Source organism: Mesorhizobium sp. W050, from assembly GCF_054719535.1.
On record NZ_JBTTIH010000001.1, the window covers coordinates 4540015 to 4554653 of the forward strand.

Sequence of the window (14639 nt, forward strand, 5' to 3'; positions counted from 1 at the left end):
AAGGCTAATGCACGTCACTCCCTACGCCAACACCGGCACTTCCTGTCTGCCTCGTCGACATGCGCCATATGGCCGCCGCCACAGGATTGCGTCGTCAGACGCTTGACCATCGACTATGCTGCATCGCGCAAGATCGACAGCCTAGAGAACCCGACAATACAAGCATAATTTATAAGATACAAAACCACTATCTTAGAATAATCTTCGTCAATTTTGACCTATATCAGACACTCCGGATTATAGTTGTGTAATTAAACCGTGCCTTTCTGACATGGTACTACTGCTCATGCAGCATTGCGGACGTGAAAAACCCTCAGCGACGCAACGCACTCGCAAATCATACCCATTTTTAGCACTAACTCACACAAATATTACAGCTCGATAGATATTTTGTGTTGCACTGCACCATTGCTCGGTTGCACCATTTCTTGGGGGATTGGTACTGGGAAGTGCGCCGTGGAGGATTCCGCCAAGTTGATCAGCTTGAATTTTTCGCTGGCCAGCACCGATTTCGAGGCTGCCCCGCGCACAAGGCGCGGGTTTGATGTTGTCGGCGCACTCTCGACGCTGGCAGGCCTCGACCTGAGGCCCGGAATGCAGGGCCGCTGGCTTCATCGGAGATTTCAGACCGGCGGAAATGGCTGATGGCGGTCGCGCGTGACAATCAGTTGGACGCTCTGCGCGCCATCGCTGTCACGATGGTTCTCTATTCCCATTTCCTTGCACCCAACGGGTCCTCCTTTTGGGGCCACATCGGGGTGCGGCTTTTTTTTGTGCTGAGCGGCTTCCTGATCACACGACTGCTGCTCGAAGCGCGCGCCGCGGCCGAATTCAAAGCCGGCCCTGCATTGAGTTCCTTCTACATCAGGCGCGCGCTGCGCATATTCCCGCCCTATTTCGCCGTGCTTGGGTTCGTCTGGCTGACCGATCTGGAGCAGTCCAGTGGATCGCTCGTCTGGCATGCGCTTTACCTGTCGAATTTTTGGTACGCGCTGCGCAACGAATGGACGCCCTGGCTACTCTGCCATTTCTGGAGCCTGAGCATCGAGGAGCAGTTCTATATCGCCTGGCCGCTGGTCGTGCTTCTCGCACCCCGCCGGCGGGTGGAAGCGATCACTATCGGCGTCATCCTGTTGTCGCTGGCCTATCGCTTCTACTGGCCGATCACCGCCACCCCGGCGCTAGCGCGCGACCTGCTGCCGCCAGCATCGATGGACGCGCTGGCGTTTGGTGCTTTGCTTGCCTGCCGGCGGACCAGAGGCGCCGGCCTGCCGCAATGGATGCGGCTAGGCTGGCCAGCCCTTGCGGCTGTCTTCCTGGCGATTGAGTGGCTTATCCCTGCGCCGGCCGATCCTATGCTGGAATGGGCCCGCTGGGCGTTACTGCAGATCCTGCCCCTAGTGCCGCTGGTGGCCGTTGTCGCCGCCTGTTCAGCCGGCGTTGGCGGCGTCCTCGGCAGGGTTTTCGAACTGCCACCGCTGCTGTCACTGGGCCGCATCAGCTACGGCGTCTATCTTTACCATCCGATCCTTCTGTCGCTCGCCGTCAAGTCACAGCCCTGGATCCCGCTCAATGTCTCGGAGCAGGGGCCAGGGCGTTTCCTGGTCGCGAGCGCCGCCACGATCGCCGTCGCTTCGATCTCGTGGACGGCTTTCGAAAAGCCGCTCAACGGCCTCAAGCGCCGCTTCCCCTATGTAGCGCGCCGCCGCTCCCAGGCACGCTCTGGCGATGCCGGCTGGCTCGGCAGGGCGGCGGACGCCTATCCCGGCGGATCCCCCGATGGCCGCGCCGCACTCGAACTCCGGCGAACGGATGCGCAGAGATGACCACCGCGCCGCTCGTCTCCGTCCTGCTGCCGGTCTACAATGCCGGGCCTTATCTCACCGCTGCGCTGGAGAGCATTCTGCGGCAAGACTACGATCGCCTGGAGGTCATCGCTATCGATGACGGATCGACTGACAACTCGCTCGAGATTCTCGAACGATACCGCCGGGCAGACAATCGCGTTTCTGTCATCTCGCGTGAGAACCGCGGCCTCGTCGCCACCCTCAATGAAGGGCTACGACTGGCCCAGGGCGAGCTTGTTGCGCGAATGGATGCGGACGATGTCGCCTATCCCCGGCGCCTCTCGCGCCAGGTCGCACTGTTCGAGCGGCGGCCCGATCTCGGCTTCTGCGGCGCCTGCGTCGATACCTTGCTTCACGGCCGTATCGCCAAAGGCAGGCTAGACCCGGTGTTCCGGCTCGGCCGGCTCGACATATTGTCGATGTTCTTTACGATATTCTTACATCCGACGGTGATCTATAACAGGAAGGTTATTGGGAACAACGATCTCTATTACGATCCAAAATATAGGCATGCCGAGGATTTCGATCTCTTCAGACGGCTTGCCGGCCGTTTCCCGGCGACCATATTGCCCGATAGCCTGCTCGTCTATCGCATCCACGCGGGAAGCGTGACCATGCGGCATGCCAAGGAAATGCGCAGGACGCATTTGCGGATCGTGGCCGAAAATCTCGAGCGTGAGGGGCTTGCGGAAACCACAGCGGATCTGCGCGACATCGGCGAGGCCGTCTCTTTCGACACGGTTTCGCGCGCAGCCGATTTCATCCGTGCGCTCGAAGAGCGGATTTCCGAGCTGCCGACCGACACACGGCCAAGCTTCGAGGCAGGCGCGCTGAACCTGTTCTATTTCCTCTACCAACTCGTCGGCGACGAAGGAGAACCGCCGCTGACCCACGAATTGCTCACGCGGACGGCGAGATGGAATTTCATCCGGCGCCGCGAACAATATGCGCTGCGTCCCGGCGTCTGGGCGCCTTGGCTCAGCCTGCTCTCGATAAGGGCCGGAAAGCGGGCGGACGCGGTGGCGTACTTCTTCAAAACCACGCCGGCCGAAGCGGTGCTTGCGCGTTATCAGCGGGGACTGGTATGACCGACAGGCCCCACCCGCTCCTGCGCGATCACCAGTTTGCGAGTGCACCTGTCCCGACATCTCCCCGATCGGAGCGGCCGTCGCTCGAGGTCAGTTTCATCGTCTGCACGCGCGACCGCGCCGCTGTGCTGGAGGCTTGCATAGCCTCGATCCAGGCCGCATGCCGGGTGCACGCCACCTTCGCGGCAGAGTTGGTGGTGGTCGATAATGGTTCACGGGACGGCACGTCAAAGCGGCTGGCCGCTATCGCCGAAACTTCCGACATCCCAGTCACAGCCGTCTCGGAGACTCGCCCCGGACTAGCCGCTGCCCGCAATGCCGGATTGGCGCGAGCGCGAGGCCGCGTGCTGGTCTTCGTCGACGACGACTGCAAGCTCGACCGCGACTATCTCCGCGATCTGGAGCGGCACTACCGGAGTGGCGAGAAGTGGCTGATCCGCGGCGGCCGGGTCGAGCTCGGTGATGCCCGGGACCTGCCCTTCACCATAAAGCTCCGCGAGGCAAGCGAGCGGCTGACCCCGGCGGTCCACCCCGGCGGCTTCGTGCTCGGCTGCAACATGACCATGCACCGCGACGTCGCGGCCCGCATCGGCTCGTTCGACGAACGCTTCGGCGCTGGCGGCCCGCTACGCTCGGCTGAAGATACTGATTATCTCGTGCGGGCGATGCTGCTCGGCATGCCGGTCGAGTACGTGCCCGACATGACGGTCTTGCATCATCACGGCCGGCGAGACCGCAAGTCGATCGACAGGCTGCACCGCGACTATAGCCTCGGTAATGGTGCGCTGTGCCTGAAACATGTCCGCCACGCCCCTTGGCTGCTTCGCCATGTCTATTGGTCTGCGCGGGCCGCGTTCAGGGAACTGGCGGGCCGTCCTCGCTTTGACCGCGACCTCGATCTGTCGCACTGGCCTATTGTCGTTATGAATCTGGCAGGTGCCGCCAGATTTGCGCTGCTCGTCATGATGGGATGGCCAAAACGGCTGCCGCTGCGCCACGACCGACAAGCCAGCGAAGCCAATGCGGAGGCCAGAGCGCGATAATGTCACTGATTCCGTCAGCCCTGCCAATGCTGCGCCGCGCGCTTGGTGGCAGGCTGTTGCGGCTCGTTCCCGTCGTGGTGGGGCTCGGGCTTGCGGGCGCCGCGCTGGAAGGCCTCGGCATCGGTCTCATCATTCCGCTGCTTGGCATCATTATGGGACGTGGCGAAACATCAGGCATGGCCGGTTTCTCCGCCCTCCTCCAGCAGGTTGGAGCGGACCTCGGCGAGCGCCAGCGGCTGATCGCCATTTCGGCCGCGATCCTCGGTTCGATCGTACTGAAAAATGTCTTTGCCTTCGCCAACACTCTGCTGACCAGCTACATCTACGGCAAGGCAGGTTATTCGATCCGTAGCGCACTGTCGGAGCAGTTGCTCAGGGTCGGCTACCCCTTTTTCCTGCAGCAAAGCCCCGGGCGGCTGCTCAACATCATCTCCAACGAATCCTGGCGAGCATCCGACGCTATCCAGGCCCTGCTCGGCGCGATCGTCAGTGCCTCGGCCGCCGTCATCCTGCTCGCCTTCCTCCTGCTCCTCTCTTGGCAGATGACGCTGCTGGTGACTCTAGGGCTGGCGCTTGTCCAGCTGGCGCACGGGGTTTTGTCGTCCAATCTGAAGGCGCCGAGCCGCAGCGTCGTCTCGCGCAACAGCGCACTGGCGTCGCAGATGCTGCATCTGGTGCATGCCGGGCGCCTGATTCGCATCTTCGGGCAGGAGAACCGCGAAAAGGCGGTCTTCGCCAAAGCGTCCGACGGGGTGCGGCGGGCGGCTTTCGTGCTTTCAATCCGCCAGGGCGTCTTGCCGCCACTGACCGAGGTATTGCACGCAATGCTGTTCCTGGCGGTGGTGATCGGAGCCTGGCTGGCGAATGTAAGCTTCCCGCTGACCGTCGCCTTCCTCATCCTGCTCTACCGACTGCAGCCGCATATGCGGGCCTTGCAGATGTCCTGGAGTCAGTTGCAAGGCATGAGCGGCTCGCTGGAGGAGGTACAATGGCTGCTCGATCCTTCCGACAAGCCCGAGGCGCCGCAGGGCAGCCTGCCGTTCGACGGCTTGCGCCAAGGGATCAGCTTCGATGATGTGAGCTTCGCCTATTCCGGTCCCCTGTCAGGCCCCGACGCGCGCGAGGCGGTGCTGCATAAGGCGGTGTTCGATATCCGCAGCGGCCGCTCGACGGCGCTGATCGGCCGCTCGGGCGCCGGCAAGACGACGATCGTCAATCTCCTGTGCCGCTTCGTCAAACCCGACAGCGGCAGGATCCTCGTCGATGGGGCACCGCTCGATGAAGTGGACCCAAGCCAGTGGCGGCGGAACATTGCCCTGGCCAGTCAGGAGCTGGAACTGGTCGATGGCACCATTTTTGAAAACATTATCTACGGCTACGACACGGCGTCGGCCAGCGACGCCATGCGCGCCGCAAGGCTGGCCGAGGCACATCAATTCATCGAGCACCTGCCGCAGGGCTACGCGACACTGGTCGGATACCGGGGCATCAACCTGTCAGCCGGACAAAGGCAAAGGATCGCCCTGGCGCGGGCGCTGGTGCGCGATCCCGATATTCTCATCCTCGACGAAGCCACCAGTGCGGTGGATGGGTTGTCAGAAGCCGCTATTGTCGAGACGCTGAAATCGCGGGCCGGCCGCCGCACCACCATTGTCATCAGTCATCATTACAGCACCATATCGTTCTGCGACGACGTGGTGATCTTGAGCCGCGGTCGGGTGAAAAAACAGGCCCCCTTCGCAACCCTGGCAATGCTCAGCATGGACGAGCTTTACCAGCACGGAGCGGGTGAGTGATGGGGGCGCACCCCAACCTGCGACGCGGCTTGCGCCCGGCAGCTCGCAGATCGCGATCAATCCTGCCGGCAAACCACCGCCGCGACGCATTTCCGATTGTTCAAAAACAATTCTCGGTGGGAGGTCAGGCGGCCTTCTTCTTCGCCAGCCGCGCCTTGATCGAGGCGACGTCGGCGCGCGGCGTCGCGGCGAACAGCGTCCTGGTGTAGTTGTGCTTGGGGTCGGCGAAGACCTCCTCGCGCGAGCCGTATTCGACGGCTTCGCCGAAATACATCACCATCACATCGTCGGCGATGTAGCGCACGACCGACAGATCGTGGCTGATGAAGACATAGGTCAGCTGGAATTCGTCCTGCAGGTCGGCGAGCAGGTTGAGCACCTGCGCCTGCACCGAAAGATCGAGCGCGGAGACCGGTTCGTCAAGCACCAGCAGGCTCGGGTTCAGCATCAGCGCGCGGGCAATGGCGATGCGCTGGCGCTGGCCGCCCGAGAACATGTGAGGATAGCGATTGTAGTGCTCGGTTCCGAGGCCGACTTTCTTCAGCATCCTCATGGCGAGGTCGCGCCGCTCTTCGGCCGGCTTGTCGGTGTTGATGAGCAGCGGCTCGCCCAGCACATCTCCGATCTTTTGGCGCGGATTGAGCGATCCGTAAGGGTTCTGGAAGACGATCTGCACCTTGCGGCGCATCTCCCTGGTCAGGCCGTTCCTTGCGATGTCGACCTTGTTGCCGTCGATGAACAGTTCGCCCGACGTTGCCGGATCGATCAGCGTGATGATGCGCGCCAGCGTTGACTTGCCGCAGCCCGATTCACCGACGATGGCCAGCGTCTTGCCCTTGTCGACGCTGAACGAGACGCCTTTGACCGCATGCACGGTGCGCGCGCCGCGAAACAGGCCGCCGCCGACGTGATAGTCGCGCACGATGTCCTTGCCTTCGACGACCTTGATGCTCATCAGACGCCCCCGGCAGCCGGTTCGAACAGCATGTCCGCGACGGTCGGTAGCCGGTCGCCGACGGCATTTTCCGGCAGCGCCGACAAAAGCGCGCGGGTGTAATTGCTCTTCGGCGATTCAAACAGCGACAGCACGTCGGCCTCTTCCATCTTGCGGCCCTTGTACTGGACGATGACGCGGTCGGCGGTCTCGGCGACGACGCCCATGTTGTGGGTGATCATGATCAGGCCCATGCCGTATTTGACCTGCAGCGAGACCAGCAGGTCGAGGATCTGCTTCTGGATGGTAACGTCGAGCGCGGTGGTCGGCTCGTCGGCGATCAGAAGCTTGGGATTGCAGGCGATGGCGATGGCGATCATCACCCGCTGGCACTGGCCGCCCGACATCTGGTGCGGGAACGAGTTCAGCCGTTCGGCCGGCTCGGCAATGCCGACCTGCGTCAGCAATTCGATGGCGCGCTCGCGACGCTGGGCCTTGTCCATGCCCATATGGAAGCGCAGCACTTCCTCGATCTGGAAGCCGACGGTGAAGCACGGATTGAGACTGGCCATCGGCTCCTGGAAGATCATCGACATGTCCTTGCCGACGATCTTGCGACGGTCGGCCGGGCTCATCTTCAGAAGATCGCGACCGTTGAAGCTCATCTGGTCGGCAGTGACCGTCGCCGTCCACGGCAACAGTCCCATCACAGCCAGCATCGACACCGACTTGCCGGAGCCGGATTCGCCGACGATGGCCAGCACTTCACGTTCGTTCACATGGAGCGAGACGCCATCGACCGCGCGGAACGGGCCGGATGCGGTCTGGAACTCGACGACGAGATTGCGGATGTCGAGCAGCGCCATTACGACCTCCTCAGCTTCGGATCGAGCGCATCGCGCAGACCGTCGCCGATCAGGTTGATGGCAAGCACGGTGATGAGGATGGCCAGACCGGGGAAGGTCACCACCCACCAGGCGCGCAGGATGAATTCACGCGCCGAGGCGAGCATGGTTCCCCATTCCGGTGTCGGCGGCTGGGCGCCAAGGCCGAGAAAGCCGAGAGCGGCCGCCTCCAGGATGGCGTTGGAGAAGGACAGCGTGCCCTGCACGATCAGCGGCGCCAGGCAGTTGGGCAGGATGGTGCGCAGCATAAGCCTTATATGGCCGGCGCCGGCGACCTTGGCGGCGACCACATATTCGCGGCTCTTTTCGGCCATGACGGCAGCGCGCACCAGACGGGCAAAGTGGGGTTGCAGGACAAGCGCGATGGCCAGCATGGCGTTGAACAGGCCGGGGCCGAGGATGGTGACCAGAACCAGCGCCAAGAGCAGCGACGGGAAGGACAGGATCAGATCCATGACCCGCATGATCGCCACGTCGACCCAGCCCCGGAAATAGCCAGCCAAAAGGCCGAGCGTGATGCCGCCGACAAGCGCCAGCGTGACCACGACGGCGCCGATGAGCAGCGAGAAACGCGCGCCATAGAGCAGGCGCGAGAGCATGTCGCGGCCGACCGCGTCGGTGCCAAGCAGATATTCCATGCTGCCGCCTGCCTGCCAGGCCGGCGGACGCAAGAAAGCGGTCTTGTCCTGGATGTCGGGCGCATAGGGCGCGAGCAGCGGTGCAAAGAGCGCGGCCAGCACCAAAAGGATGAAGACGAACAGGCCGATGACGGCGCCGCGGTTTACCGAGAAATAGTGCCAGAAAGTCCTGAAGCCGGTCAGTCGGTCAGGGTTGCCGGCGGCCATCGGGGCGATTTCGGTCGACTGGCTCATCACGCCGCCCTGATGCGCGGGTTGATGACGGCATAAAGCACGTCGACGATCAGGTTCACCGCCATGACGATAAGGGCGATCAGCAGCAAGCCTGACTGCACGACGACATAGTCGCGCTTGGATATGGATTCGACCATCCACTTGCCGATGCCCGGCCAGGCGAAGATGGTTTCTGTGAGAATGGCGCCGGCGAGCAGGGTACTGACCTGCAGGCCGATGGTGGTGACCACCGGGATCAGCGCATTGCGCAGCGCATGCACGCCGATGACGCGGGACGACGACAGGCCCTTGGCGCGGGCGGTCCGCACATAGTCTTCGCCCAGCACTTCGAGCATGGCCGAGCGCGTCTGGCGCGCGATCACCGCCAGCGGGATGGTGCCGAGCACAATTGTCGGCAGCACCAGGTGACTCAATGCCGAGCGGAAAGCATCCCATTTGCCGTAGAGCAGGCTGTCGAGGGTCAAGAAGCCGGTGATCGGCTTGATAAAGAACTGAAGGCCGATGCGGCCTGAAACCGGGGTCCAGCCGAGATAGCCGGAGAAAAAGATGATCAGCAGCAGGCCCCACCAGAAGATCGGCATGGAATAGCCGACGAGGGCGGTGCCCATAAGCCCCTGGTCGAACCAGGAGCCGCGTTTGACCGCAGCAATGATGCCGGCCGGTATGGCCAGCACCATGGCGAAGATCATGGCGAAGACGGAGAGCTCGATGGTTGCCGGGAACAGCGTCATGAAATCTTCGATGACCGGCCGCTTGGACGAAATCGACACGCCGAAATTACCGGTCGCGGCATCGCGGACATAATGCGCGTATTGCTCCCAGATCGGCAAATTGTAGCCGAACTGTTCCTTCAGTTCCGCGTAACGCTCGGGCGACACGCCATGCTCGCCGGCCATGGCAAGAATGGGATCGCCGGGCAGCAGCCTGACGAAAGCGAAGGCGCAGATGGTGATGCCGATCAGCGTCGGCAGCACCAAGACGATTTTGTTTAGGAGATATCGGAGCATCTTGAAAAGCGGGCGGCGCCTGATTGCGCGCCGCCCGCCTAACAGTTCTATTCGGCCTTGTCGACGCCGTCGAAGCGATGAATGCCGAGCGGGTCCATCATGAAGCCGCTGACATTCTTGCGCACGACTGCGTAGACTTGGCTGTGTGCCATGAGGAAGGCCGGAGCCTGCTTCTGGAAGACAACCTGCGCCTCTTCATAGAGCTTGGTACGTTCGGCCTGGTCGCTGGTCTTCTTGGCCTTCTGGATCAGATCCTCGAAGTCCTTGTCGCACCAGCTGGAGTAGTTCGACACGCCGATGGCCGAGCAGGCGAACAGCGTGGCGAAGAAATTGTCCGGATCGCCATTGTCACCGGTCCAGCCGATCTGGAAGGCGCCCGGTCGTTCCTTCTTCTTGCCTTCTTCGCGGTACTTCGTCCACTCGTAGCTGACGATTTCCGCCTTGACGCCGACCTTGGCCCAGTCAGCCTGGATCAGTTCGGCGGCGCGCTGGAAGTTCGGGTTGTAGGGACGGACGCGGTCGGAGGCCCAAAGCTGGATCTCCTTCAATCCGGCATCGGCCAGCACCTTCTTGGCTGCTTCCGGATCATAGGCGTCGGACTTCACGTCCTTGTTCCACGACCACATGGTCGGCGGGATCAGGTTTACGGCCGGCGTGGCGCCGGCGTCCTGGAACAGCGACTTGATGAGCGATTCCCGATCGATCGCCTGGTTGAGCGCATGGCGCACTTCAGGCTTGTCGAGCGGCGGGATGGTGGTGTTGTAGCTCATATAGCCGATGTTGAGGCCAGCCTGATCCATCAGGGTCACGTCGGCGTTGGCCTTGATCGTGCCGATGTCGGCAGGATTCGGATAGGGCGCGATATCGCATTCGCCGGCGAGCACCTTCTGGATGCGGGCGGTGGCGTCAGGCGTGATCGCGAAGACGAGATCGTCGATCTTCTCCTTGCCCTTGAAGTAGTCCGGGTTGGCCGCATAGCGGATGACCGAATCCAGCTGGTAGTCGACGAACTGGAACGGACCTGTACCGACCGGCTTGGTCGAGAAGTCGGCCATCTTGCCGTCTTTTTCCAGCTGGTCGGCATATTCCTTCGACACGATCGAGGCGAAGTCCATGCCGAGATTGGCCAGCATCGGCGCGTTCGGCTCGGTCAGCGTCAGCTTCACGGTCAGGTCATCGACCTTTTCCCACTTGGCTACGTATTTCGGCATGTCCATGCCGGTGTAGTAGTCCCAGGTCAGGTTCGGCAGGTACTTCTCGCCGTTCCAGGGGTTTTCCTTGTTGAACTGGCGATCGAACGAAAAGACGACGTCGTCGGCATTGAAATCACGCGTCGGCTTGAAGAAATCCGTCGTCTGGAACTTCACGCCCGGATGCAGGTGGAAAGTATAGACCAGGCCGTCGTCCGAAATCTCCCATTTGTCGGCGAGACCGGGCACAACTTCGGTGCCGCCATGCTTGAACTCGACCAGGCGCGAATAGACGGTGCGCGACGAGGCGTCGAAGTCGTTGCCGCCCGTCGTGGTACCCGGGTCGAAGTTGGCCGGCGAGGCCTCCGAGCAATAGACCAGCGTCTTGGCATTGGCCACACCGCCGAGGACGCTTGCAGCCAGCAACGCGGCTGCAAAAGTCAGTTTCTTTTTCATTGAGCACTCCCTGATGTTCTTCCAAGCCCCTCTATAGGCTCGCGAAGCGCGCATATAAGCACCGTTTTTCCGGCTTTGGAACACCCTGTTTGCCTACCCCACCGTAAGCAGAAAATATTTCTCGGTCTTTGACGAACTACAGAAAGAAATAGCAAAATCTGCTAATCACGGGATTGTTAACGACCGCATTTTTTCATTGATCGCAGCAATCGTAAGCCAAAAATCCACAAGCCTGGGTTTCGCCACCGAGATGACAGGACGGCATTGCCTGAGCTGGCATCGCGGGAAGGATTTCGACGGCAAATCTTTGCCGTCCTGCCGCTGGGGCAAGACTTGCACGCCCGCCGATAGTCGCAATAGATAGATGACACGCTGGATTTTCCGGGAATCCGCGACATCGCTGCAGCGGAGGACGCCTCACCACATCGAGGCGGCGCAGCATGGAGCAGGCAACAGAACGACTGAGGGAGGCTAGAGGTGGCGAAAGCAACAAAGACAACGGCCCCGGCGAAAGCAAAAGCGGCGAAAGCTTCAAAACCGGCCGCCGCTGCCTTCAAGTCGAAAGCGCCACCGGCCAAAGCCACTCCCGCCGTCAAGCCAACGGCAATCTCGACGCCGGCGAAGGCAAGCGCCAAGCCGGCGGCGAAACCTGCGGTCAAGCGCGCGGCGAAGACAGCACCCGCTGCAAAGCCCGCCCAGCCGCCAGCCGCCAAGACAGCCGCGGCGAAGCCCGCCTCGAAGCCGTCGCCGGGCGCGGCCAAAAAACTGCCGAATACGCTGACGGCGCTTGCCGCGGGCTTGCCGGAAAAGCCATGGCTAAAAAGCTATTCGAAAGTCGTGCCGGCGGAGATCGGCGCCCTGCCCTACAGTTCGATCGGCGACTTCCTCGTCGGCGCCTGCAAGCAGTTTTCCGGCCAGCCGGCATACGTCTGCATGGGCAAGTCGATCTCCTATGCCGAACTCGAGCGGCAATCGGCCGCCTTCGGCGCATATTTGCAATCGAAGGGCCTGCAGAAGGGTGCACGCGTGGCGCTGATGATGCCGAATGTGCTGCAATATCCGGTGGCAATGATGGCCGTGCTTCGCGCCGGCTATGTCGTGGTGAACATCAATCCGCTCTACACGCCGCGCGAGCTCGAACACCAGCTCAAGGATTCTGGCGCGCAGGCGATCGTCATTCTGGAGAATTTCGCCAGCACCCTGGACGCGGTGATTGCCAGGACGGCGGTCAAGCATGTGGTGGTCGCGGCGATGGGCGACATGCTCGGCGGCCTCAAGGGCACGATCGTCAACCTGGTCGTGCGCCGGGTGAAGAAGATGGTGCCGGCCTGGTCGCTGCCCGGCCATGTCAAGTTCAATGCGGCGGTGAAGGCCGGCGCCGGCATCGCCTTCAAACCGGCCAAGATGGAGGCCAGCGACGTCGCCTTCCTGCAATATACCGGCGGAACCACGGGGATTTCCAAAGGTGCTGTGCTGCTGCACTCCAATGTGCTGTCCAATGTCGCGCAGAACACGCTGTGGCTGCAGGACGCCTATGCGATCAAGCCGAAACCGGCGCATCTCAACTTCATCTGCGCGCTGCCGCTCTACCATATCTTCGCGCTGACGGTGAACGCGCTGATGGGCATGCAGCAGGGCGCCCAGAACGTGCTCGTTCCCAACCCGCGCGACATTCCCGGCTTCGTCAAGGAGCTGCAGAAATACCCGATGCACATTTTCCCCGGCCTCAACACGCTGTTCAACGCGCTGCTCAACAACGAGGATTTCCGCAAGCTCGACTTCAAGCCGCTGATCATGACGCTGGGTGGTGGCATGGCGGTACAGAAGGGGGTTGCCGAGCGCTGGAAGGCGCTGACCGGCAATTCGATCACCGAGGGCTACGGGCTGTCGGAGACCTCGCCGGTGGCCACCGCCAACAAGTTCAGCGACAGCAATTTCACCGGCACGATCGGCCTGCCGCTGCCGTCGACCGAGATCGTCATCCGCGACGATGACGGCAACAACCTGCCGCTCGGCGAGGTCGGCGAGATCTGCATTCGCGGGCCGCAGGTCATGGCCGGTTACTGGAACCGGCCGGACGAGACCGCCAAGGTGATGACCAAGGACGGGTTTTTCAAATCCGGCGACATGGGCTTCATGGACGAGCGCGGCTACACCAAGATCGTCGACCGCAAGAAGGACATGATCCTGGTCTCCGGCTTCAACGTCTATCCCAACGAACTCGAGGAAGTCGTCGCCCAGCATCCGGGCGTGCTCGAAGTGGCGGCGATCGGCGTGCCGGACGAGCATTCGGGCGAGGTGCCGAAGCTGTTCGTGGTCAAGAAGGACCCGGCGCTGACCGTCGAGGCACTGACCGCCTATTGCCGCGAGAACCTGACCGGCTACAAACGGCCGAAATACATCGAGTTCCGAACCGAACTGCCGAAGACGCCGGTGGGCAAGATTTTGCGCCGGGCGCTGCGGGAATAAATTTGAACGGCGAGCCTGGCGACGGCGGGATGGCGGACGATAGTCGGCGTGCCGATGCAGTAGTGTTCATCAGGGCGAACCTGCGGCTTGCGCCTGTTCCAGCACTTCCTGAAATCCAACTCTACACGGCTCATCCCGGCAGCGGCCTGAGGCGGCTTGTCGACCCGCACCAAGGCGCGGACGACGATGCGGTTGAGCCAGTCGACGACGCGCCTCAGCCACCGCCGCCCTACTGGGCCTATCCATGGGCCGGCGGGGCGGTGCTTGCGCGCTATATACTCGACCATCCGCAAAGCGTAGCCGGCCGACGCGTGCTCGATCTCGGCGCCGGCTCCGGCCTCGTCGGCATCGCCGCCGCCAAGGCCGGCGCCAGCGCGGTGATCGCGGCGGAGATCGACCGCAACGGCGTCGCCGCGATCGGCCTCAACGCGTTGGCCAACGGCGTCGAGATCACCATTGTCGACAAGGACATCACCACAGGCCCGCCGCCGGCCGTCGACCTCGTGCTTGCCGGCGACGTGTTCTACGGCCGCGAGGTTGCGATACGAGTTATTCCGTTCCTCGACCGCTGCCTGGCAGCCGGCATCGAAGTGCTGGTCGGCGACCCCCGCCGCGCCGATCTGCCGCTGTCGCGGCTTCGGTTGGTTGCGGAATATCAAGTGCCGGACTTCGGTGACGCGAAGGGCGCTGCGGGCAGGCTGAGCGGTGTGTTTTGGTTCGAGCCGGAAGATTTGCTAGCGCGACGCGGCAAAGCCCAGTCGCTCTGAATGGCCGGATTCTACTCATTGTGGACAAACCTCAAGGGGCAGAAAATAGATTCGATTAGCCGTTGATAGGAGAAGTCGAATGGCGTGGATTAAAGTTGTTCAACGTATCGGTTTCACAGTTTGCCCAAAGTGCGAAAATCGCGGCTTCGACCTTCAGCCGGGCGAAGACATCGATAACGCAAGCGCCAAGATCAGGTGCGGCAAATGCGGGTACGTTTGCTCTGCTGATGAGTGGCCCACTGTGTCCGAAAACAAACCAGAAGCT

Annotated in this window: 12 protein-coding genes; 7 read left to right on the plus strand and 5 right to left on the minus strand. The window is 62.0% G+C overall.

Annotated features, from left to right (window positions below):
* Positions 1-456: 456 nt before the first annotated feature.
* The 5 genes from ACYG9Y_RS21925 to ACYG9Y_RS21945 are packed head-to-tail and all read left to right on the plus strand — an operon-like array spanning position 457 to position 5774.
* The gene (locus ACYG9Y_RS21925) at positions 457-645 is read left to right on the plus strand and encodes a hypothetical protein (protein WP_023682045.1); all 189 of its coding nucleotides are present in this window, start codon (positions 457-459) and stop codon (positions 643-645) included.
* Positions 645-1826 (plus strand): acyltransferase family protein, encoded by a 1182-nt coding sequence (locus tag ACYG9Y_RS21930; protein WP_023738160.1) that lies wholly within the window; start codon positions 645-647, stop codon positions 1824-1826. The genes ACYG9Y_RS21925 and ACYG9Y_RS21930 overlap by 1 nt, the downstream gene beginning before the upstream one ends.
* Entirely contained in the window at positions 1823-2935 is a 1113-nt protein-coding gene (locus ACYG9Y_RS21935; RefSeq protein ID WP_023682047.1) for a glycosyltransferase family 2 protein, read from the plus strand. Before ACYG9Y_RS21930 ends, ACYG9Y_RS21935 begins: the two co-directional genes overlap by 4 nt.
* The gene (locus ACYG9Y_RS21940; protein WP_023738159.1) at positions 2932-3978 is read left to right on the plus strand and encodes a glycosyltransferase family 2 protein; all 1047 of its coding nucleotides are present in this window, start codon (positions 2932-2934) and stop codon (positions 3976-3978) included. The genes ACYG9Y_RS21935 and ACYG9Y_RS21940 overlap by 4 nt, the downstream gene beginning before the upstream one ends.
* Positions 3978-5774, plus strand: a complete 1797-nt coding sequence (locus tag ACYG9Y_RS21945; RefSeq protein WP_027049321.1) for an ABC transporter ATP-binding protein — start codon at positions 3978-3980, stop codon at positions 5772-5774. Before ACYG9Y_RS21940 ends, ACYG9Y_RS21945 begins: the two co-directional genes overlap by 1 nt.
* A gap of 124 nt (positions 5775-5898) precedes the next feature.
* Here the strand turns inward: ACYG9Y_RS21945 and ACYG9Y_RS21950 are convergent, their stop codons facing one another.
* The 5 genes from ACYG9Y_RS21950 to ACYG9Y_RS21970 are packed head-to-tail and all read right to left on the minus strand — an operon-like array spanning position 5899 to position 11138.
* Positions 5899-6729 (minus strand): dipeptide ABC transporter ATP-binding protein, encoded by an 831-nt coding sequence (locus tag ACYG9Y_RS21950; RefSeq protein ID WP_023682050.1) that lies wholly within the window; start codon positions 6727-6729, stop codon positions 5899-5901.
* The gene (locus ACYG9Y_RS21955) at positions 6729-7574 is read right to left on the minus strand and encodes an ABC transporter ATP-binding protein (RefSeq protein ID WP_023738158.1); all 846 of its coding nucleotides are present in this window, start codon (positions 7572-7574) and stop codon (positions 6729-6731) included. The genes ACYG9Y_RS21950 and ACYG9Y_RS21955 overlap by 1 nt, the downstream gene beginning before the upstream one ends.
* Positions 7574-8458 (minus strand): ABC transporter permease subunit, encoded by an 885-nt coding sequence (locus tag ACYG9Y_RS21960; protein ID WP_050485757.1) that lies wholly within the window; start codon positions 8456-8458, stop codon positions 7574-7576. Before ACYG9Y_RS21960 ends, ACYG9Y_RS21955 begins: the two co-directional genes overlap by 1 nt.
* A gap of 26 nt (positions 8459-8484) precedes the next feature.
* Positions 8485-9492: an ABC transporter permease subunit gene (locus tag ACYG9Y_RS21965; RefSeq protein ID WP_023703511.1), complete on the minus strand. Its 1008-nt coding sequence runs from the start codon at positions 9490-9492 to the stop codon at positions 8485-8487.
* A gap of 47 nt (positions 9493-9539) precedes the next feature.
* Positions 9540-11138, minus strand: a complete 1599-nt coding sequence (locus ACYG9Y_RS21970) for an ABC transporter substrate-binding protein (RefSeq protein WP_023669491.1) — start codon at positions 11136-11138, stop codon at positions 9540-9542.
* Positions 11139-11615: 477 nt separating this feature from the next.
* On the opposite strand from ACYG9Y_RS21970, the gene ACYG9Y_RS21975 reads away from it, so the two are divergent.
* Both ACYG9Y_RS21975 and ACYG9Y_RS21980 read left to right on the plus strand, forming a co-directional pair.
* Entirely contained in the window at positions 11616-13607 is a 1992-nt protein-coding gene (locus ACYG9Y_RS21975; protein ID WP_023738157.1) for a long-chain fatty acid--CoA ligase, read from the plus strand.
* 29 nt (positions 13608-13636) lie between these two features.
* Positions 13637-14374, plus strand: coding sequence for a class I SAM-dependent methyltransferase (locus ACYG9Y_RS21980; protein ID WP_050593122.1), 738 nt, complete (start codon positions 13637-13639; stop codon positions 14372-14374).
* Positions 14375-14639: the final 265 nt, after the last annotated feature.